The following is a 20,447-nucleotide window of genomic DNA, read 5'->3' as shown; positions in this document are numbered from 1 at the left end:
ATAGATTTAGTATTTCTTACCTCTCTGATTTTAGCTGATACCATTCGAATTCCCAGCAGCAATCAGAAGTCTTCAGCCGTTAAGAATTCCTTAATTAAAATGGTAGAAGAGGTTAACAATCCAGTCAACCTCAATTTTCCTATTATTCTATCTTTCTTCTATACTAACATAAGCTTGCTTGTCCGGACCTGTGTATTCTGCACGAGGACGGATCAATCGATTATTCTCGTATTGTTCAAGAATATGTGCAAGCCAGCCGGATACACGGCTTACTGCAAAGATAGGCGTAAAGATGTCGTGGTCAATGCCAAGGCTGTGGTAAACACTTGCAGAGTAGAAATCCACATTTGGCGGAAGACTCTTTTGGGAAGTCACAATTTCTTCCACTTTAACCGACATTTCATACCACTTGGATTCACCGTTAAGCACACCTAATTTTTTGGACATTTCTTTTAAATGCTTTGCGCGAGGGTCTCCCTTGCGGTAAACACGGTGTCCGAAGCCCATGATTTTTTCTTTGTTGTCCAGTTTGTTTTTTATATAGCTTTCAGCATTCTCAGCTTCGCCGATTTCTGTCAGCATTTTCATAACCGCTTCATTTGCTCCGCCGTGCAATGGTCCTTTAAGAGCGCCGATAGCAGACGTTACGCCTGAATAAATATCAGATAATGTTGCCACTGTTACACGGGCAGCGAATGTAGAAGCATTCAGTTCATGGTCAGCATGAAGAACGAGCGCTTTATTGAAAGCTTCAATTTCAATCGGGCTTGGTTCTTCTCCAGTAAGCATATACAGGAAGTTTGCAGCTAAGCCAAGATCCTTGCGCGGTTCAACAGGTGCAAGGCCCTTTCTGATGCGGCTGAATGCCGATACAATTGTAGGAAGCTTCGCTTGGAGGCGAATGGCTTTTTGATAGTTTGCTTGCTCATCCATTTCATCTGCATTTTCATCATGCAGTCCCAGGAAAGAAACGGCTGTGCGAAGAGCAGCCATCGGATGAACCTCTTTAATTGGATAGGAATGGAACTGTTCAATGACCTGCTGTGGAATTGCAGCGTTTTCAGCAAGCTGCTGCTTAATTTCGTCAAGCTGCTGCTGATTTGGAAGCTCTCTGTGCCATAATAAGTAAATTACTTCTTCAAAGCTGGAATTTTCAGCTAAATCGTCAATGTTATAGCCTACATATGTAAGAGTATCATCAATGATTGAGCTGACAGAAGATGTAGTTGCTACTACCCCTTCGAGACCCCGTGTCGTTGTCATGTAAATCTCTCCTTTTTGTTAATATTTCCCCACTTTTGTACACTTTTAAAAGCAAAGGAGAAAAAAAGAGTTCAGTTAAGGATTCTCATACTTTCTCCTAACTTTTGTTAATCCTTGAGCGGACGCTCACCCCATAAGCATACCTTTTCTTGAAGAAAAAAGAAAATGCTTACATTATCTTGTATAACAAAAATCACGCCATTAAATCGTGATCTTTCATATAATATTAGGCTAACATAATAAATCAGCCTATTAACATTATAAACAATAATCTGAAATTTGTGAACGGAAAGCATCTAAACTGGGAAAAATTTTGTCATTTAAATGATAGTCAAAAAGAATTTCGTCATGTATTCTATTTCCTTTTGCGCAAAAAACAAAACCTTAAGTTATATGATGCTCCATTTCTTAAGCCTCCTGCTCTGCTGCACCCCATTTTTTATCTTCATACACTTAAAGGGAAAACTTAAATTTTTAAAGTACTCGTATGAATCGGCGTTGAAGCCAGAACGCTTTTTCCGACTAACTTGTTTATCCAAAAAATTTCACAAGCTGCATGACAAGGTAAGCAATTCCAGCTCCTATAAGCGGTCCTACTGCTACACCATTAAAAAGGGAAACAGCTAGAATTGTGCCAAGCACAAGGGCTGCAGTGATATGAGGATCTTCAGTAAGAAGGACAAGACCGTTTTTTGCAATCAGAGCAACGGCTACCCCCGATCCAAGGGCAATCCACGCGGTATATGATTTCATTGCTTCTGTCAGCTGCTTAAACCCAATATCTCCTGTTGCAATTGGCACAAGCACGGCAATTGTAATAATGGTAACTCCCCAGTTGATCCCTTTTGACTGCAAAATGGGAAAAATCTTTCCATCCAGACCAGTTGCTTTTATCAACAGCAGGAATGCAACTGCAAAGATTAACGATTGATTTTTGGCTATTAATCCGATTCCAAGTAAAATACATAAAAAAATAACAGCCTGGTTCATTTTGTCATCCTTTCTTATTTCAGTTTAACTTTTTTGCATTTTCATCCCTAATTAGAAAGCAAGAAGGCATGAACAGGCTGACAAAGGAGTAATATGTAGTACAGCCTATCATGAGACAGGAGGGATGAATTGAAACAGGCATATAAAATGGCTTTGAGAGCCGCCGCGGTTCTTGCAGGCTTGTGTACTGTGATTATAGCAGCGGCAGTAACCTTTCCGTTCCTCTATCCATTTTATGCAGCTGCCTTCCTGGCCTATTTCCTGAATCCTTCCGTTAACCTGCTTGCTGGCCGCTTCAGGCTTCCAAGAAGCCTTGCTGCTGCTTTCATGCTGATTCTTTTGCTCTTAGCAGCTGCAAGTGCGCTGCTTTATATACTCGCCGAAACAGCTTCTGGCATCAAATATCTTGCTTCGGTATTTCCTTTTTACTTAAAGCATTTCCTTATTTATGTTAATTCATTTTTCACAAGCCACGTTGTTCCTTTTGGGGACAAGCTTACAGAACTGTTTAATGCACTTGAAGAGGGGCACAAACAGACGATTTTATCCAATCTTCAATCAGCTGGCGAAAATATGATCCTGCAGGCAGGAAACTGGATTTCGCGTCTCCTTAATGCTCTGCCGCTTTATCTGAGTTATATGCCTGGTCTGACGAGTACTTTTTTTATTACGCTCATGGCGACTTTTTTCATAAGTAAGGACTGGTATAAGCTTGTAGGCTATTTAAGAAAAAAAATCCCGCAGCCATTATCCGCCCGTTTCCATACCGTTGCAGAAGAAATGAAAAAAGCTTTCTCAGGACTTATTAAAGCACAATTCTATTTAATCATCCTTACGATCTTTATGTCTTATATAGGGCTGCTCATTTTGCGCATCCCACACTCCCTCACAATTGCTCTATTAATCGGATTAATGGACCTTATTCCTTTTGTCGGCTCAGGAATTATTTTCTTGCCCTGGATAGCCTATTTGCTGCTAAGCGGGGGAAGCAGACTGGCAAGCGGATTAGGGACGCTTTTTCTCCTGGTCATGATTACACGCCAGCTGATGGAGCCTAAATTAATGTCCCAATCAGCTGGTGTTGCTCCTCTACCAGCATTGATTGCCATTTTTGCAGGCTATCGGATTTTCGGTATCGGTGGCCTCTTTGCAGGGCCGCTTTTCATTGTCCTTCTGAATGCTCTTTACAGGGCAGGTGTGTTTCAATCAGTGTGGCTATATATCTCTGGTAAAAACCCCAAATGAAAAAGAAGCTCATCCATTTCTGTCCAGCAGATTCTGGAATAGCTTCTTTTTTAAGACTTTTTTCTTATACTTATTGCTATTCGATCTTTTTTCAATGCAGTTTTAGGCGGAGACTTTAAAAATGATGCCATATAGCCAATCAAACAGTGTGTGTATCTTAAAAAAAGCCTATTTAACAAACAGATTCAGGGAAAAAACTCAACGGATAATGGTATACCGGTTTTTGTGCATTCTTCTTCTGATGATGCGAATCAGCACAGGCTTGACCCATTTACGGGTAAAAGGAGTAAGAAGGATAAAACCAGCGATATCGGAAAGAAAACCGGGTGTGAGAAGCAAAATGGCTCCTGAAAGAATGCATAATCCATCCAGGATCGCATCACCGGGTATATTCCCGTAACTTATTTCCTCTCGTGCTTTTCTGAGCGTTTCAATGCCTTGCTTTTTTGCCAGCCATGCTCCAAGAACACTTGTAAGAACAATCAGAAGAACAGTCGGTAATACCCCAATCGTTTTTCCAGAATAAATGAAGATGCCAATTTCCGCCGCCGGTATTAAGACAATTAAAAGGACCAAGAGCCTCATCATTTCCTCACACCTTCTCCCTTTTATATTTAGTATATGCCAAAAAAAGAGGAATTCGCCAGCAACTGGTTATTTCAGCAGCAGCCATATTCCTCTTTTCCTTATATGCATATTCATTCTTAAAGGCACTTTTCTTAAACTTTGTTGTTTTCCCATCTCTTTTTCATGACTATACCTGCAAGTTAGACAGAAATTTTTAGAAAAGATGCAGCGAGGCTAATCTTCATGCATTTTCAAATCCATACGAATAGCAGCAATCTTTGCAAAAACAGCCTTCTTTTAAAGTAAAATTAAAGAATGCTCGCACGGCCTTTATAAATAACGCCTCTTGATGGGTCTACTGTAATTTCGAGGCCATCTTCAAGAATTGCCACAGCTCTTTCCACACCAACGATTACAGGAATACCAAGACTTAACCCGACAACTGCAGCATGGCTTGTCAAGCCGCCTTCTTCTGTAATAATGGCTGTTGCTTTTTCAAGCGCAGACATCATGTCTCTGTCTGTTCCTCTAGTTACAACAATTGCTCCGTCTTTCATTTTGCTGGATGCTTCCGCAGCAGAGTTTAATACTACAACTTCTCCATGAGCGGATTTTCTGCCGATACCTTGGCCTTTTGCAAGGATATCTCCAACGATGTATACCTTCATCAAGTTAGTTGTTCCGGCTTCACCTACAGGCACCCCAGCAGTGATGATCGTCAAATCTCCATGTTTCACAATTCCAGTATTTAATGACTCAGCAACCGCATTTTCAATCATTTCATCAGTAGATGCTGCTTTATGTCCTGTTGTAGGATAAACCCCCCATACAAGTGCCAGCTTTCTTGTTACAGCTTCATCAGAAGTGATGGCAATAATCGGTGCTTTCGGACGGTATTTAGAGATCATCCGTGCTGTATGGCCGCTTTCTGTAGGAGTCAGAATAGCCGATACGTTAAGGTTCAATGCTGTATGAGCAACAGACTGGCCGATTGCATCTGTAATGGTAATGCCTGTTTGTTCGCTGATTTTAGAAAGGGCTTCTTTATAATTCAATGCCTGCTCTGTTCTTGAAGCAATGTTATGCATCGTTTTTACTGCCTGCACTGGATATTGGCCTGCCGCTGTTTCACCAGAAAGCATGATAGCATCTGTACCATCAAAAATAGCATTTGCAACGTCACTTGCTTCCGCTCTGGTCGGGCGCGGATTGCGCTGCATGCTGTCAAGCATTTGAGTTGCAGTGATCACCGGCTTTCCTAGGGCATTACTTTTTTTGATTAGTTCTTTCTGAACAAGAGGTACCTCTTCTGCAGGGATTTCAACTCCAAGATCGCCGCGGGCAACCATTAATCCATCTGAAACCTGAAGGATTTCGTCTATATTGTCGACACCCTCCTGGTTTTCAATTTTTGGGATGATTTGGATGTTTGCAGCGTTATGCTCTTCAAGAAGGGCACGAATTTCAAGTACATCTGATGCACGGCGCACAAATGAAGCAGCGATAAAATCGACTCCCTGCTTGATTCCAAAGACAATATCGTTAGCGTCTTTTTCTGTAATCCCAGGAAGTTTAACACTCACACCAGGAACATTAACGCCTTTTTTATTTTTCAGTGTACCGCTATTGTTGATTTTTGTTTTGATTTCCTGGTTCGCTTTGTCAATTTCAAGCACTTCAAGTTCAATCAATCCATCATCCAAAAGAATGGTAGAGCCAGTATGAACATCATCGATAAGCCCTTCATATGTAATGGAGAACTTTTCAGGTGTTCCAGTTACTTCTTTCATCGAAACGATAATTTCATTGCCTGATACAAGCTCAATAGCTCCGTTTTCCATGGAATGCGTTCTGATTTCAGGACCCTTTGTATCAAGAAGAATGGCAACCATTTTACCGGTTGCTGCACTTGCTTCGCGAAGATTTTTAATTCTTGCTCCGTGTTCTTCAAAATCTCCGTGTGAAAAGTTAAGTCTTGCAACATTCATGCCGGTTTCCATAAGTTCAGTCAGCATTTCAACGCTCTCACTTGCAGGACCGATTGTACAAACTATTTTTGTTTTACGCATGTGTTAGTTCCTCCTAATATTTCAGTTGTGGAAACGATTCCAAATAGGCAACATTAAATGGACAGCTCTTGAGAAAGCTGATACATATTCGGGTCAATTGTATGCTTGTGTTCAAGAATCTCAATGATATCATGATCGACAAGTTTATTGCTTTGAATACCGACGCAGCGTCCGCCTTTTCCCTGAATCAGCAATTCTACTGCAAAAGCACCAAGGCGGCTTGCCAGAACCCGGTCAGCTGCAGTTGGAGATCCTCCCCTTTGAATATGGCCAAGAACCGAAACCCTTGTTTCATAGTGAGTTTTTTCTTCGATCTGCTTGCCGAATTCTACTCCGCTTCCAACACCTTCAGCAACGATGATGATGCTGTGTTTTTTTCCGCGTTCATGGCCTCTGTTCAGGCGATTGATTACGTCGTCTATATCATAATGTGCTTCTGGGATCAAAATACTTTCAGCTCCGCCTGCAAGACCAGCCCAAAGCGCAATATCACCTGCGTGCCTGCCCATTACCTCTATAACATATGTACGTTCATGAGAAGTTGCAGTATCGCGAATTTTATCAATCGCATCAATTACTGTATTTAATGCAGTATCAAAGCCTATGGTTAAATCAGTTCCAGGGATGTCATTATCAATTGTTCCGGGTACACCAATGCAAGGGAATCCTTCTTCTGTCAGCTTCTTAGCCCCCATATAGGAGCCATCGCCGCCGATGACAACAAGCCCTTCTATACCATGCTTTTTAAGCTGCTCAATTCCTTTTTTCCGGCCTTCCACTGTTTTAAATTCTGGGCATCTCGCTGTATATAATTTTGTTCCTCCGCGATGGATAATGTCCCCTACAGAACCAAGTTCAAGCTTTTCAATATGTCCTGCAATAAGACCTGCGTAGCCATGGTAAATGCCGTATACTTCAATATCATGATAAATTCCTTTTCTGACTACTGCACGTACTGCAGCATTCATTCCAGGAGAGTCACCGCCGCTGGTTAAAACACCTATTCTTTTCATTTTTTCACCCCAGTAGGTAATATGTATGTATTAAAGATAACATGAAGAAATTAGGAGCACAATGGACAAGAATCGACATTTGTCGAAATTTCTCACTAATTAAATCCGTCTACATTATACAATATTTCAGGGTACACTTTGGATAGGCAAAATAAAAATTCATTGAATAGTTATATTCAATATTCTCCTTTTAGAAGTTTCAATTCAGTTAATATAAGCAGAAATAAGAAAGGCTGTTTTCGCAAAGATTACTGTTATTCTTATGGGTTTAGAACACGCATGAGATAACCTTCGTGGCATCTTTTCTAAAATTCGCAATTGAATTCTTGTTTGGAATTCACTTATTCTCATGAAATACAACAAAGTTTATGAAAAGAGCCTTTAGAAAACAGCCATAAGAAAAAACGTGTTCCCTTTTAATAAGGGCCACACGTTTACTCATTTTACCCCAAGATACTCTCCGGCAAACGATACTTTGCCAATTGCCTTATATTTATTATACCGATGTTCAATAAGGCTCGCCTTTTCCATTTTTCCGAGGGAAGCCATTGAGCGCTCCAATTCATTTCGTATAAAAGATGCCTGCTCTTTAATATCTTTATGGGCGCCGCCTTTCACTTCAGGAATGATCTCATCCACGACACCCAGTTCCTTTAAATCCGGAGCTGTAATTTTCATCGTTTCAGCAGCTTTTTTCGCAAGTGAAGCATCCTTCCATAAAAGAGCAGCAGCTCCTTCAGGTGAAATAACGGAATAGGTTGAGTTTTCAAGCATCAAGAGATGGTTTCCTACTCCAAGTGCCAAAGCGCCTCCGCTTCCGCCTTCACCAATCACGATACAGATTACGGGTACAGTTAATCCTGCCATTTCAAAGAGATTTCGGGCAATCGCTTCGCTTTGGCCTCTTTCTTCAGCAGCTTTTCCCGGATAAGCTCCTTTTGTATCGATAAAGCAGATAATCGGCCGTCCAAATTTATCAGCCTGTTTCATCAGTCTTAGTGCTTTGCGGTATCCCTCTGGATGCGGCATACCAAAATTACGCCTAATATTTTCTTTCGTGTCCTTTCCTCGCTGGTGACCAATAACAGTGACTGGGACACCTTGAAATTTCGCTATGCCTCCGACGATCGCTTCATCATCGCTATACAGTCTGTCTCCGTGGCATTCAAAAAAATCCGTGAACAGTTCTTCTATATAATCAAGCGTCGAAGGGCGGTTTGGATGCCTGGCAATCTGCACCCTGTCCCAAGGCTTAATATTGGAGTAAATTTCATTTTCAAGCTTCTGGAGCCTTTCTTCCAAACGGCTAATTTCCGAAGAAAGGTCTACATCGGCATTTGCAGTAAATTCTTTCAGCTCCGTAATTTTTTTCCGAAGCTCTGTAACAGGCTTTTCAAATTCCAGCTCTCCTACCATTTTGCTGCACCTCCGTACCGATGAATATCAAGAATAACAGCGAGAGAATTTTTAAGCTCCTGACGGTGTATGACAGCATCAAGCTGACCGTGCTTCAGTAAAAATTCAGCTGTTTGGAAATCTTCGGGAAGATCCTCCCGAATGGTTTGTTCGATAATTCTTCTTCCAGCAAATCCAATGAGTGCTCCAGGTTCTGCAAAATTGTAATCACCGAGTGATGCAAAGCTTGCAGAAACTCCACCGGTTGTAGGATGGGTCATAACGGATATAATCAGCCCGCCTTCATCACTGAATAATTTCAGAGCTGAACTTGTCTTGGCCATCTGCATGAGACTCAGAATTCCTTCCTGCATACGGGCTCCGCCTGAAGCAGTAAAGATAATGAAAGGAATATGGGCTTCTTTTGCTTTTTCAATGGCTCTTGTTATCTTTTCTCCAACGACAGATCCCATACTGCCCATTCTAAAACTTGCGTCCATGATCGCAATAGCTGTCCTGTAGCCATCGATCGTGCCTTCTCCTGTTACAACAGCCTCATTCAACCCGGACTTTTTTCTGTCCTTTTCAAGTTTTTCAAGGTAACCTGGAAAGTCAAGCGGGTTTTCAGATACCATTTCATTGTCATATTCAGTAAACGAATGTTCATCGAAAAGACTTTTTAAACGTTCATGAGCATTCATCTGAAAATGATAATCGCAGTGCGTGCAAACATGCAGATTTTTATGAAGTTCTTTTGTCACAATTATTTTTTTACAGCTGGGGCACTTCGTCATAATCCCCTCAGGTACATCCTTTTTCGCTTTATCAGAGGGAACCGAAGCATATTTCTTTTTCTTTGTAAAAAGATCTTTAAACAAATGGATACCTCCCTATTCTAAAAGAAGCGGTTAAAAAATTTATGTTCCGGGCTCTTTCTAACTTAATGCTTTTATCGGCAATCAGAAATAGGCTTCACAGAAAACTGATTCCCCGGTTTATGAATAATAAGGATAAATAATTTCAGCTTCTCTTACTATTTGTCAATTTCGCAATATCTAAAAATAATAAATGGACAAGGCTAGCTGATTTAACTTTACATGAAGGCTAGAGGACATTTTTGTAAAAGGATGTCATCAGTCAGTCGACAATTTTCTCTAATATAAACCTATGATACGCCAGTAATACTGCCTCTTCTTTTCCTTCAAGCAGACCATTCAGCAAACCCTCGCATGCCTTAAAGCTGTACTTGGGCAGCGGCTTTACTGCCCCTGCATAGTCTCTTAAAACAGTCCATATCCGATAAATGAGATGGTTGTCAGAAAGCTCAATCAGCGCTCTAACTGTTTCCTTGCAGGACCTTTTTCCTTCAAGCAATTCCTTTTTAAGAACTCTCAGTTCCTGCTGCTTCCCTTTATTTAAAACCATGAGAAAGGCATTTTTTTCAACCAGCTCATGCAGCTCAATTAAATCAGCAGCTGCTTTGCTTTCTTCCAAAATAAACATGCCGAGAAGCTTTATAAGGTGATGCTCGCCAAAATCCTTTATATAAGTGCCTTCTCCCCGTCTTGTCTCTATGATGCCCAAAAGTTCAAGCGCACGAAGAGCCTCTCTTACTGAAGAACGGCCGACTTGTAAGCGGTCGGCCAGTTCCCGTTCTGATGGAATTTTATCTCCTGCTGAAAGACCATCCTTTTTGATGATCTCTCTTATTTGGCGAATGGTTTCTTCATAAACCTTTGATGGAGAAGAAGGAACGGACTGTTCATTCATTTTCGTCAATTATAGCCAGCTGCCTTGTTTTCTTGGCAACTTCCTCAGGATCCACTTTAATTCTGGCAACTCCTGTTTCCATTGCAGCTTTGGCTACTGCAGCTGCTACTGCCGGAGCAACTCTAGGGTCAAATGGGGCAGGGATGACATAGTCAGCTCTCACTTCTTCTCTTGGAATCAGTCCTGCGATTGCTTCAACTGCAGCCATTTTCATCTGTTCATTTATATGCGTGGCCCGTACATCTAGTGCGCCTCTAAATATTCCCGGAAAGGCCAAAACATTGTTTACCTGATTTGGAAAATCTGATCGGCCTGTGCCAATCACTTTCGCTCCGGCATCCTTTGCATCTTCAGGCATAATTTCAGGCACTGGATTAGCCATGGCAAATATAATCGGATCATTATTCATGGATTCAACCATCTCTTTTGTCAAAGCACCTTCAACGGACACGCCAATAAATACGTCTGCGCCCTTAATAATGTCAGCTAGGGACCCTTCAAGATGATCCCTGTTTGTGTATTTCGCTACTTCATCCTTAACCTTATTCATCCCATTAGGGCGATTTTCATATATAGCCCCTTTTGAGTCGCACATAATAATATCCCGAACGCCGTATCGATATAATAATTTTATAATGGCAATACCTGCAGCGCCCGCTCCATTTGCGACAACCTTAATGTTGGACATTTTTTTATTGACAAGCTTTAATGCATTCAGAAGGCCGGCAACTGTTACAATAGCTGTCCCGTGCTGGTCATCATGAAAAATAGGGATGTTGGTTTCTTTTTTCAGCCGCTCTTCAATTACAAAACAGTTTGGAGCAGCAATGTCTTCCAGATTCACTCCGCCAAATGTCGGTTCAAGCAGTTTGACCGTTTCCACAATTTTGTCCACTTCTGTGGTATTTAAGCAGATTGGAAAAGCATCTACACCGGCAAAGCTTTTAAACAGCACAGCTTTTCCTTCCATTACAGGAAGAGCGGCTTCAGGGCCAATATTTCCAAGTCCGAGAACTGCTGTCCCATCAGAAACAACTGCAACCATGTTGCCTTTCATCGTGTAATCATAAACCTTGTTTTTATCATCGTAAATATCCTTACACGGTTCAGCTACCCCTGGTGAGTAGGCAAGGCTAAGGTCTTTAGCATTTTTGACAGGAACTTTTGATTTGGATTCCAGTTTTCCTTTGTGAATACGGTGCATATGTAGTGCCTCTTCGCGTAAAGACAAATTACTCACTCCTCGCAAGGTTTGCAATAATATAGTGGTCTGGCCACCTCAGTCAATATAAAACTATAAACATAATCAAGTATTTTGTAAAGATGCAGCCTTTTCGGCTCATCCCTATAGCTGGTTTTTTAACATCTGCTGTAAAAAAATCAGTCTGCTGCTTTTTTCAGCACACTGATCAACTCTTCAAAACAGCATTTTGTTTTCCGAGAAGGTCTTCAAGCTTTTTCAAGCAATCGTTTGTTGGCGTGACAAAGTGCTCGGATGTTAGTTGGACGGTTTTTTTGGAAGAAGGATCATGCACATACACCGGAACAGTGCCGTGGTGTTCTTTTAGGAGCAATTTAACATGCTGAAAAATACCCTTTTCAATCAATGTATCATCGATTTTCAGAAATAATGCTTTTCCGCCTTCGTCCCCCCCAAGATCTTCAAGCAAGATGGCGTTCTGGATGATAAATTGAGTCCTTTCATCCCTCTGCTCCACTTTTCCTTCAAGAAACACGAGCTTCCCCTGGGATAATACACTGCCCAGTTTCTTATAGACTTGCGGAAAGGCGACTGCCTCCATGTCTCCTGAATCATCGCTTAATGTCAGAAAAGCCATAGCTTCCCCTTTTTTCGTCCTGATTGTTCTTACTTTTGAGAGCAACACTCCCGTTTTTGCCCGTTTCCCGTTCATCTGATAGCATTGATCAATTTTATTGGCATGGGCATTTCTCAGTTTCATGGCATACATGGAGACCGGATGGCTTGAAAAATAAAAGCCAAGAGCTTCTTTTTCAAATTGCAGCTTCTCATCGATCTTAAATGCTTCTATTTTTACATACTTTGGTTTAAGAGTAAATTCCTCTTCTAAATGGAGATCCATTTGGGATTCATCGTCAGGCTTCATAAGCTCTGCATGTTCAAGGGCAATATCGAGTGAAGCAAGCAGAGTTGCTCTTTCCTCCCCAAATTCGTCCATTGCTCCGGAAAAGATAAGGGCTTCCTGGGTCCTCCGGTTGACAATTTTAGTGGAGACCCTCACACAAAAATCAAACAGATCTGTAAAAGGCTTTTGTTTTCTTGCTCTGAAAATTTCTTTCACTGCCGTAACGCCAACATTTTTAATAGAAGAAAGGCTAAATCGGATCCCGTCCTTTTCCACCTTAAATGGGACTTCGCTTTTATTGATCGACGGAGGCAAGATGGAAATACTTTTTTGTCTTGCTTCTTTAATGTATTGGGCCACTTTCTCATCATTGCCGCCAACGCTCGTTAATAGAGCGGCCATAAAGATCATCGGATAATGGGCTTTTAAGTAGGCAAGCTGAAAGGCAATCATACTGTAGGCAACAGCATGGCTTCGGTTAAATCCGTAATTTGCGAATTTAACGATTAAATCGTATACTGCATTTGCCGTCATGCTGTCATAGCCTTTTTTTAAGCTGCCGGCTACAAAGTGCTCACGTTCCGCGTCAAGTACAGCCTTAATTTTCTTACCGACTGCCCTTCTGAGCAAATCCGCCTCGCCTAATGAGAAACCGGCCATTTTCGCTGCGATTTCCATGATTTGCTCCTGATAGACAATAACACCAAACGTCGTTTCCAAAATCTCCTTTAAATCCGGATGCGGATAATGGATCGGTGTTCTGCCATGCTTTCGGTCAATAAATGACGGAATATTTTCCATCGGACCCGGCCTGTACAGAGCATTGACTGCCACAATATCTTCAAGATTTGTCGGAACGAGCCGCCGGAGTACACTTCTCATTCCATCTGACTCCAGCTGAAACACGCCAGTTGTGTCTCCTTCGCTTAACAGTTCAAAGGTTTTCTTATCTTCAAAGCCGATCGTGCTGAAATCAATTTGTGCTTTCGTTTCTCTTTCAGCCATTTTTTTGATTGCTTCAATGAGTGAAAGGTTTCGAAGTCCGAGAAAGTCCATTTTTAATAGACCGAGTTCTTCCAGATAATCCATTGAATATTGAGTAAGAAAAACGTTATTATGGCCTTCTTGTATCGGTACAGTATCTGTCAGCGGACCATCACTGAAAACAACACCTGCAGCATGGGTTGAAGCATGTCTCGGCAGTCCTTCAATTTTTTGGGCCGTTTCAAAAATACTTTTTACGGTTTCAGACGAACGGAGCTCCTGCTGCAGCTGGGAAGATTCTGCTAAAGCATCCTTTAGTGTCAAACCCGGTCTTGAAGGAAGTTTTTTTGCCAGATTATCTGCTTCTTTCGGAGAAATACCCATTACTCTTGCGGTATCTCTTAATGCAGACCTTGCAGCAAGTGTTCCAAACGTTATGATTTGAGCAACATGCAACTGGCCGTATTTCTGAGCCGCATAAGCAATCATTTCATCACGTCTTGTGTCCGGAAAGTCAATATCAATATCCGGCATATTTACCCTCTCAGGATTCAAAAACCGTTCAAAAAGCAGCCGGTGCTCAATCGGATCCACATCTGTGATTTCCAGTACATAGGCGACAAGCGAACCTGCTGCGGAACCGCGGCCTGGTCCAGTAAGAATTCTACTGTCATGGGCATATTTCATGAAATCCCAGACAATGAGGAAATAATCGCTGAAACCCATTTTTTGAATGATATCCAATTCATAAGTCAGGCGGCTGTAATAAGTATCAGATGGTTGCTTGAATTTTGCTTTTAAACCTTGGAGACAGAGACGCTCAAGGTATTCATCAGCTGACGCGTTTTCCGGTGCAGGATATTTTGGAAGCATGGCTGTTCCAAGCTCTATCTCCACATTGCAGCGGTCTGCAATTTTCAGCGTATTTTCTAGAGCGTCAACTGCATCTGAAAATTGTTCTGTTAATTGAGCGGCTGTTTTCAGATAATGCTCATCTGATTGGCTGAAAACCGGATCCTTATCTTCAAGCTTCAGGTTATGCTGAATGGCTAGAAGGCATTTGTATGCAAATGCATCGGCTTTTTCCACGTAATGCACATCATTGGTCACCAAACACCGTGCTCCGGTTTTATCAGCAAGCTTTTGTAAAGTATGCAAATTTTTCAGTTCATCAGATGTATCCTGTAATTTTTGAAGCGATAGAAAAAAAGAATCATCCCCAAAAATTTCCTGATAATGCCGGACGGCCGCTTCCGCTTCGTCCACTCTTTTTTCCTTTAAAAGAGCCTCCACATACCCGTCTCTACCAGGAGTAATCGCAATCAGTCCATTACTGTAGCTTTTCAGCCATTTATCAGGCATGCCTGCTTGTGATTTTGTCTGCAGGGTGCTGCTTATCTTTAAAAGGTTTCGATAGCCTGTATTATTTTCTGCCAGCAAAATGAGCGGATAGGCTCCTTCTTCCGGATCATCTCCCGGAAAAACAGAGGCTGTCAGCCCGATAATGGGCTTTATACCGTGCTTTTTGCAAAGTTTATAGAAGGCAATCGTTCCATACATTACGTGCCTGTCTGTTAATGCAAGAGATTTAAATCCTGATGAAGCTGCTTTTTCGACCAATTTATCAAGCTTGGCCGAACTATTTAGCAGGCTATAGGCACTTTGAACTTGCAGGTGAACAAATGGCAATCAAATTCCCACCTTTTTATGTACTAATCTACTATTTATTATATGCCTATAAAGGCAGCTATACAAATTTGCCGAAGCAAACATACTTCAATAGGTCTGTCCATATATTGATGGTGAAAGGATGTTGCAGATGGATTCAAAACAAGCTTTTATGCCTGCTTTTATTGACAGCTATTTCATTGCTCTTGGAGTATTGATTGGCGGAACATTGATTGGCGGATTAGGTGCCTACCTTGCTGGGGAGCCTCCACTATCTACTATTTATCAGCTGGCAAACCGGCTTAAAATCTGGGCGCTTGTTGCAGCAATCGGAGGAACCTTTGATGCTTTTTACAGCTTTGAGAGAGGCATTTTTGAGGGTGAAACGAGAAATATTGTCAAGCAAGTGCTTTTAATCGTTTCAGCAATGGGCGGCGCACAAACAGGCTTTCTTTTAATCACTTGGCTTACTCAGGAGCATACATCGCGATGAGGATTCCCCCGTATTACCGGCAGCCATCCTGGCAAAGGTTTTTCGTTGGCGCTTTTATCGGGGCTATTATCAGCTGGTGTGTTTTTTTATTTACCTACGGTGTTTTCCATGAAAGACTTGTATATATCGTTCATAAACAGCAGGATACTATTCGGGGCCAAAATCAGCGTTTAAAAATTTGGGAAGAAGATATTAAAATTTTGAACAAAGAAACCATTGAGAAGCTGACAGTGAATGATGTAAAGGTTCACCTGACGAACGCTGACAGATACGATTTAAGCACACTAACAATATTTAAAATTGAAAATAATGTAAAAGAGGACATTTCTGATGTCATCGCAAGAGATATAGAAAGCGTGTTTAAAAGCAGAAAACTTTTGAAAAAAGCCATTGAAAATAAAGTATACAAACTGGATGATAAAAGCTATAGGCTAAAAATTACAGAAATGGCCATTTACACGACGGTATATGTGGAGCTTGAAATTGCATTCGCAAAATAAGTTTATTTTTTGAATTTTTATACAATTCTATCGCAAATACCCCCTTTCTCGGATACAATAGAAATAAGTTAAGCAACCAATTTCTAGGCGGGGAGGATGATTGGAATGGATATTTTAAGCCGGAAAAAAATAGTCAGTGAGAAAGTGGAAAGAATCAAAAAAGGCTATTCTGCTTATGCTGAAAGCGCTGAGATGGCTCAAATGCTGAAAAAAGAGCTTGGTATTCTTGAATTGAAAGTATATGAGGACATTACAGAGTTTGGAAGCTGGTTCATTCCTGAAACAGTCAATGAATAAAAAAGAGGAAGAAAAAAGGAGGGCTATTGCGCCCCCTGCTGATTTTATGACTGGCAAAGGCTCTCCAAATCTTCCAAAACCTTTTCAGCTTCTTCCCATTTATGGATGGATGCTCCTGCAGCAAGCGGATGTCCACCGCCGTTATATTTTTTAGCAAGCTGATTGATGACAGGGCCTTTTGAACGAAAACGAACCCGTATCTGATCTTTTTCTTCAACAAAAAACACCCAAGCTTTAATTCCCTCTATATCACCTAAAACACTCACCAGCTGTGATGCTTCTGATACGGTTACGTCGAATTTTTCCAAAACAGATGTCTGAAGGACCATAGATGCAGCACCCGAATTCGACATTGAAAAATTTTCTAGTACATATCCGCTCAGTTTAGCTACATTAGGCCTTATTTTATAAAGCTCATTATAAAGCGAAGTTCTACTGAAATCATATTGTATTAATTCACTTGCATATTTAAACGTTTTGTTTGTTGTGCTCGGAAACAGAAAACGGCCAGTGTCTCCTACAATGCCTGCATAAATTAATTCAGCCGCTTTTTCCGTCATTACGAGACCCTCGTCCTTGCCTGATAAGTAAAATTCATAAATCATTTCGCTGACTGAACTTGCGGATGTGTCAACCCAAAGAAGATCCCCATAAGCATCCTCATTTGGATGGTGGTCAATTTTAATAAGGCTTTTCCCGCTTTTATAGCGCTGATCAGAAATTCTTTCCTGGTTGGCTGTATCACAAACGATCACAAGGGCGTCATGAAACTCTTTGTCTGCAATCTGGTCCATTAAATAAAGGAATTCCAGAGATGGCTCGCTTTCTCCGACTACATAGACGGTTTTGTCCGGAAACGAAGCCTTAATAATTTCAGCAAGTCCGCATTGGGATCCCATTGCATCAGGATCTGGCCTGACATGTCTGTGAATGATAATTTTTTCTGCTTGTTTGATAGTAGAAAGGATTTGGTTTTTCATTATGAACTCCTTTATGTATTAAAAAATTTATGATGTGCTTTTAAACATGCATGAAGCGCAAAGCCAGTTTAAAACCATTTGAGTCCAAATGGATGGGAAAACCATCTGGTCTTTTCTTCAATTTCTGGTTAAAATAGTATCAGATTCGAACAAGACGGAGGTCTTCTATGCCTATTTTCGTTATATTCGTTGTTTTCTCCTTCAGTTTTTACGTGTTTTATAAAGTAAAATACTACCGTTCAAAAAAGCCAATGGAGAAAAGCTGGGTTTCAGCCAAATCAAGTATTGCCTTAGGATCGTTTGTATTCTTCTTCGGATTGAACCAGGTATTTATGTTCCGCTCCTCAACTTCCCTCATCATCGGTGTTATCTTCATGGCTGTTGGAGCCGCAAGCGTCTGGGCAGGCTACAGGGCTTATAAGCACTACTTGCCGCTTGCCGTTAATGAATCAAGACAGTTTCACGCAGATTCTCACTCCTAGGCAATATCGGACTTATGTGATTGTTTTAACGGTTAAATAGAATGGATAAGAAGCTGAAACGGGAAGGCCGCCCTTCCCGTTTTTAGCTTCTTTCTATAATTTGGACCATCATCAGAGCTTTTCCCACAACGGTTCCTTCATTCAGCACTTCTACTTCAATTTTCCCAAATTTCCTTCCCACTTCAAGAAGACGGGGAACAATTTCAATCACACTTTCAATTTGCACAGGCTTTATAAAAAAGATAGTGAGGTTTTCAACCACAAGATCTCCCTTTTTTTGCATCCTCAAGTACCTGTTGGCTGCTTCAATAATAAGGGTTGTAAATACACCGTAGGAAATGGTTCCAAGGTGATTGGTCATCCTGGGTGTCACTTCGCATTTATAAAGGCTTGTGTTTTTGCTTTCTTCACCAGAACTCATAAATTGATTGGTCACGATATCATCTATCTTTTCCCCGATTTGGGGCTGTCTTTGAATAACCTGTAAAGCCCTTAAAACATCCTGCCTGCTGATCATCCCTTCAAGATGATTATGAGCGTCAACAACAGGAAGAACCTCTATACCTTCCCAAACCATCATTTGTGCAGCAGAGGCTACAGAGGTTTTACCTGCGACAGTAATGGGGTTTCGGGTCATTACTTTCTCAATAATAGCGGATCTTTCTGCGCCCATAATATCTTTTGAAGTGATCATCCCCTGAACTTTTCCATTCTGATCAACAACAGGAAAACGCCCGTGCCCTGTTTCAACGTTCAATTCGTACCATTGTTCAACAGGATCACCTGGTTTAAGAAAAATCGTTTTTTCAAGAGGCGTTAAAATGTCCTCTACTACTACGATCTCTTTTTTTATCAGCTGATCATAAATGGCCCTATTAATCATCGTAGCCACCGTAAAGGTATCATAACTCGTGGATATAATAGGAAGCTCCATCTCATCAGCCAGTTTTTTCACATCTTCATCTGTATCAAATCCGCCGGTAATCAGGACAGCTGCACCCGCTTCAATCGCATAACTATGGGCTGCTGTTCTATTCCCCACGATTAAAAGGTTATCCGCACCCGTATAGCGCATCATGGCTTCAAGCTTCATGGCCCCGATGACAAACTTATTCAATGTTTTATGCAGGCCTCTCCTGCCGCCAAGGACCTGTCCCTCTACAATATTGACCACTTCTGCAAAAGTCAGCTTCTCAAAATTCTCTTTTTTCTTCCGTTCAATTCTGATTGTGCCGACCCGTTCAATGGTGCTGACATATCCTTTGTTCTCCGAATCTTTAATGGCTCTGTATGCCGTTCCTTCACTGACCTTCATAGCCTTGGCAATCTGCCGGACAGAAATCTTTTCTCCAACAGGCAGAGAATCAATGTATTTAATAATTTGTTCGTGTTTTGTCGCCAAGCTCTTCACCTACTTCAACGTTATCCATTTTTATTATAGATTGAGAATCCGTTCATAGCAATTTACCCTCGCAAAAGAACAGAAAAAGGCTGCAAATCTCAATGAATTTGCAGCCTTTTTCTCTTTTTGTTAGGCTCTTTTCTTAAACTTTGTTGCTCATGACCCAATATTGTTTTCAACAAACCATCGATAAGGCAATATTCTTTAAGAAAGGATACCCCGAAGCTAGGCTGAATACGGTATAAGAGCTTGTACGAAAAGAAACAATCTTTGCGAAAACAGCCTTTTGTTATGTTTTATAGTTCCACACTGTCTCCAGCTTGCATAATCTTTCCGTTTGCTTTTTGCAGAAGTGAAACAAATTTCTCCGGATCTTGTTTAATGAATGGATTCGTATTGAAATGCACAGGAACAACTGTTTTTGCCTGAAGCCATTCAGCAGCTGTCGCAGCATCCTCAGGCCCCATTGTAAAATTGTCTCCAATCGGAAGGAAGGCAAGATCAATATTGTTGCGTTCCCCGATCATTTTCATATCAGAAAACAAACCAGTGTCCCCTGCATGGTAGACGGTTTTCCCTTCAGCTGTAAAAAGAATTCCTGCAGGCATTCCTGTATAAACAAGCGTATGATTTTCCTCTTCGTAACTTGAGCCGTGAAAAGCCTGAGTCAATTTCACTTTTCCAAAATCAAACTCATGGGCCCCCCCAATTGCCATCGGATGGGCTTTTACACCCTTCCATCCCAGGTATGTAGCCAGTTCAAAAGGGGCAATGACAAGAGCATCGTTTCTTTTCGCTATTTCCACTGTATCTCCAACATGATCGCCATGTCCGTGAGTCAGCAAAATAGCATTCACTTTAACGTCATCAGCATTTAAGTCACAAAGTTCATTTCCTGTAATAAAAGGATCGATTAAAATTTTCTTGCCGTTTGTTTCGATTCCAACAACTGAATGTCCATGAAATGATACTTTCATGCTTTCACCCCGCCTAGTAAATTTGTATTCATGTTCACTATAGTATAAAATGTCAGTCAATTAAAAAAATCTGCTTTAAAAAAATACCCTGGACAGTGCAATGCTAAACTTTTGCTTATCAAGAGAAACTTCCATATGAGGACGCATCCGCCCTTTAAAAACAGCAGAAGGAATGCTCCCGTCCGAACTTTCAGGAAATGGTTCAGTAAGGCATCAAAATGAGATTATCCAAAAAAATAGCTGCCAT

18 protein-coding genes are annotated in these 20,447 nt (G+C 41.2%); 5 read left to right on the top strand and 13 right to left on the bottom strand.

What is annotated here, in order from left to right; genetic code table 11:
* Nucleotides 1-147: 147 nt before the first annotated feature.
* Together citZ and ACOT8F_RS05835 are read right to left on the bottom strand one after the other, a co-directional pair.
* Nucleotides 148-1,263, bottom strand: coding sequence for a citrate synthase (citZ, locus tag ACOT8F_RS05840; protein WP_421650634.1), 1,116 nt, complete (start codon nt 1,261-1,263; stop codon nt 148-150).
* Nucleotides 1,264-1,794: 531 nt separating this feature from the next.
* Nucleotides 1,795-2,253 (bottom strand): DUF441 domain-containing protein, encoded by a 459-nt coding sequence (locus ACOT8F_RS05835; RefSeq protein ID WP_421650633.1) that lies wholly within the window; start codon nt 2,251-2,253, stop codon nt 1,795-1,797.
* 129 nt (nt 2,254-2,382) lie between these two features.
* Between ACOT8F_RS05835 and ytvI the strand changes: the two genes are divergently transcribed.
* On the top strand, nt 2,383-3,498 hold the full coding sequence (gene ytvI, locus ACOT8F_RS05830; protein ID WP_421650632.1) for a sporulation integral membrane protein YtvI: 1,116 nt from the start codon (nt 2,383-2,385) through the stop codon (nt 3,496-3,498).
* Between the two features lie 198 nt (nt 3,499-3,696).
* Here the strand turns inward: ytvI and ACOT8F_RS05825 are convergent, their stop codons facing one another.
* The 8 genes from ACOT8F_RS05825 to dnaE all read right to left on the bottom strand — a co-directional run bounded on the left by ACOT8F_RS05825 (nt 3,697) and on the right by dnaE (nt 15,090).
* Nucleotides 3,697-4,086, bottom strand: a complete 390-nt coding sequence (locus ACOT8F_RS05825) for an FxsA family protein (RefSeq protein WP_421650631.1) — start codon at nt 4,084-4,086, stop codon at nt 3,697-3,699.
* A 287-nt stretch (nt 4,087-4,373) separates the two neighbouring features.
* Nucleotides 4,374-6,134 (bottom strand): pyruvate kinase, encoded by a 1,761-nt coding sequence (gene pyk, locus ACOT8F_RS05820; protein WP_421650630.1) that lies wholly within the window; start codon nt 6,132-6,134, stop codon nt 4,374-4,376.
* Nucleotides 6,135-6,187: 53 nt separating this feature from the next.
* Nucleotides 6,188-7,147 carry a 6-phosphofructokinase gene (gene pfkA, locus ACOT8F_RS05815; protein WP_421650629.1) on the bottom strand — a complete coding sequence of 320 codons (960 nt, stop codon included), beginning with the start codon at nt 7,145-7,147 and terminating at the stop codon, nt 6,188-6,190.
* A gap of 438 nt (nt 7,148-7,585) precedes the next feature.
* Nucleotides 7,586-8,563, bottom strand: coding sequence for an acetyl-CoA carboxylase carboxyl transferase subunit alpha (accA, locus tag ACOT8F_RS05810; protein WP_421650628.1), 978 nt, complete (start codon nt 8,561-8,563; stop codon nt 7,586-7,588).
* A complete protein-coding gene (accD, locus tag ACOT8F_RS05805) occupies nt 8,557-9,420 on the bottom strand; it encodes an acetyl-CoA carboxylase, carboxyltransferase subunit beta (RefSeq protein ID WP_421650627.1) in 864 nt (287 codons plus the stop codon). Before accD ends, accA begins: the two co-directional genes overlap by 7 nt.
* Before the next feature lie 259 nt (nt 9,421-9,679).
* A complete protein-coding gene (locus ACOT8F_RS05800) occupies nt 9,680-10,312 on the bottom strand; it encodes a FadR/GntR family transcriptional regulator (RefSeq protein ID WP_421650911.1) in 633 nt (210 codons plus the stop codon).
* Nucleotides 10,305-11,543, bottom strand: coding sequence for an NADP-dependent malic enzyme (gene ystJ / locus ACOT8F_RS05795; protein ID WP_421650626.1), 1,239 nt, complete (start codon nt 11,541-11,543; stop codon nt 10,305-10,307). Before ystJ ends, ACOT8F_RS05800 begins: the two co-directional genes overlap by 8 nt.
* A 178-nt stretch (nt 11,544-11,721) precedes the next feature.
* Nucleotides 11,722-15,090, bottom strand: a complete 3,369-nt coding sequence (gene dnaE / locus ACOT8F_RS05790) for a DNA polymerase III subunit alpha (RefSeq protein WP_421650625.1) — start codon at nt 15,088-15,090, stop codon at nt 11,722-11,724.
* 130 nt (nt 15,091-15,220) lie between these two features.
* Here dnaE and ytrH point away from each other — a divergent pair, with 130 nt between their 5' ends.
* The 3 genes from ytrH (at nt 15,221) to ACOT8F_RS05775 (ending at nt 16,359) form a co-directional block, all read left to right on the top strand.
* A complete protein-coding gene (ytrH, locus tag ACOT8F_RS05785) occupies nt 15,221-15,562 on the top strand; it encodes a sporulation membrane protein YtrH (protein ID WP_421650624.1) in 342 nt (113 codons plus the stop codon).
* The gene (gene ytrI, locus ACOT8F_RS05780) at nt 15,559-16,062 is read left to right on the top strand and encodes a sporulation membrane protein YtrI (protein ID WP_421650623.1); all 504 of its coding nucleotides are present in this window, start codon (nt 15,559-15,561) and stop codon (nt 16,060-16,062) included. Before ytrH ends, ytrI begins: the two co-directional genes overlap by 4 nt.
* A gap of 105 nt (nt 16,063-16,167) precedes the next feature.
* Nucleotides 16,168-16,359 (top strand): YtzJ family protein, encoded by a 192-nt coding sequence (locus ACOT8F_RS05775; protein WP_421650622.1) that lies wholly within the window; start codon nt 16,168-16,170, stop codon nt 16,357-16,359.
* A 44-nt stretch (nt 16,360-16,403) separates the two neighbouring features.
* Here the strand turns inward: ACOT8F_RS05775 and ACOT8F_RS05770 are convergent, their stop codons facing one another.
* A complete protein-coding gene (locus ACOT8F_RS05770) occupies nt 16,404-17,339 on the bottom strand; it encodes a DHH family phosphoesterase (protein ID WP_421650621.1) in 936 nt (311 codons plus the stop codon).
* Between the two features lie 167 nt (nt 17,340-17,506).
* Here ACOT8F_RS05770 and ACOT8F_RS05765 point away from each other — a divergent pair, with 167 nt between their 5' ends.
* Complete coding sequence (locus tag ACOT8F_RS05765; protein ID WP_421650620.1) at nt 17,507-17,821, top strand: YtpI family protein; 315 nt, start codon at nt 17,507-17,509, stop codon at nt 17,819-17,821.
* 82 nt (nt 17,822-17,903) lie between these two features.
* Here the strand turns inward: ACOT8F_RS05765 and ACOT8F_RS05760 are convergent, their stop codons facing one another.
* The gene (locus tag ACOT8F_RS05760) at nt 17,904-19,223 is read right to left on the bottom strand and encodes a DRTGG domain-containing protein (protein WP_421650619.1); all 1,320 of its coding nucleotides are present in this window, start codon (nt 19,221-19,223) and stop codon (nt 17,904-17,906) included.
* A gap of 296 nt (nt 19,224-19,519) precedes the next feature.
* Nucleotides 19,520-20,200 carry a metal-dependent hydrolase gene (locus tag ACOT8F_RS05755; protein ID WP_421650618.1) on the bottom strand — a complete coding sequence of 227 codons (681 nt, stop codon included), beginning with the start codon at nt 20,198-20,200 and terminating at the stop codon, nt 19,520-19,522.
* Between the last annotated feature and the right edge of the window lie 247 nt (nt 20,201-20,447).

It is taken from the genome of Chryseobacillus diguaensis (assembly GCF_049220665.1).
GTDB lineage: Bacteria > Bacillota > Bacilli > Bacillales > Bacillaceae > Metabacillus_B.
This window is presented reverse-complemented; position numbering and strand designations above follow the sequence as displayed.

What these genes read in the sequence shown, in the direction of transcription:
- citZ (WP_421650634.1), bottom strand. Translation starts at nt 1,263, where the DNA reads ATGACAACGACACGGGGTCTCGAAGGGGTAGTAGCAACTACATCTTCT.
- ACOT8F_RS05835 (WP_421650633.1), bottom strand. Translation starts at nt 2,253, where the DNA reads ATGAACCAGGCTGTTATTTTTTTATGTATTTTACTTGGAATCGGATTA.
- ACOT8F_RS05825 (WP_421650631.1), bottom strand. Translation starts at nt 4,086, where the DNA reads ATGATGAGGCTCTTGGTCCTTTTAATTGTCTTAATACCGGCGGCGGAA.
- pyk (WP_421650630.1), bottom strand. Translation starts at nt 6,134, where the DNA reads ATGCGTAAAACAAAAATAGTTTGTACAATCGGTCCTGCAAGTGAGAGC.
- pfkA (WP_421650629.1), bottom strand. Translation starts at nt 7,147, where the DNA reads ATGAAAAGAATAGGTGTTTTAACCAGCGGCGGTGACTCTCCTGGAATG.
- accA (WP_421650628.1), bottom strand. Translation starts at nt 8,563, where the DNA reads ATGGTAGGAGAGCTGGAATTTGAAAAGCCTGTTACAGAGCTTCGGAAA.
- ACOT8F_RS05800 (WP_421650911.1), bottom strand. Translation starts at nt 10,312, where the DNA reads ATGAATGAACAGTCCGTTCCTTCTTCTCCATCAAAGGTTTATGAAGAA.
- ytrH (WP_421650624.1), top strand. Translation starts at nt 15,221, where the DNA reads ATGGATTCAAAACAAGCTTTTATGCCTGCTTTTATTGACAGCTATTTC.
- ytrI (WP_421650623.1), top strand. Translation starts at nt 15,559, where the DNA reads ATGAGGATTCCCCCGTATTACCGGCAGCCATCCTGGCAAAGGTTTTTC.
- ACOT8F_RS05775 (WP_421650622.1), top strand. Translation starts at nt 16,168, where the DNA reads ATGGATATTTTAAGCCGGAAAAAAATAGTCAGTGAGAAAGTGGAAAGA.
- ACOT8F_RS05770 (WP_421650621.1), bottom strand. Translation starts at nt 17,339, where the DNA reads ATGAAAAACCAAATCCTTTCTACTATCAAACAAGCAGAAAAAATTATC.
- ACOT8F_RS05765 (WP_421650620.1), top strand. Translation starts at nt 17,507, where the DNA reads ATGCCTATTTTCGTTATATTCGTTGTTTTCTCCTTCAGTTTTTACGTG.
- ACOT8F_RS05755 (WP_421650618.1), bottom strand. Translation starts at nt 20,200, where the DNA reads ATGAAAGTATCATTTCATGGACATTCAGTTGTTGGAATCGAAACAAAC.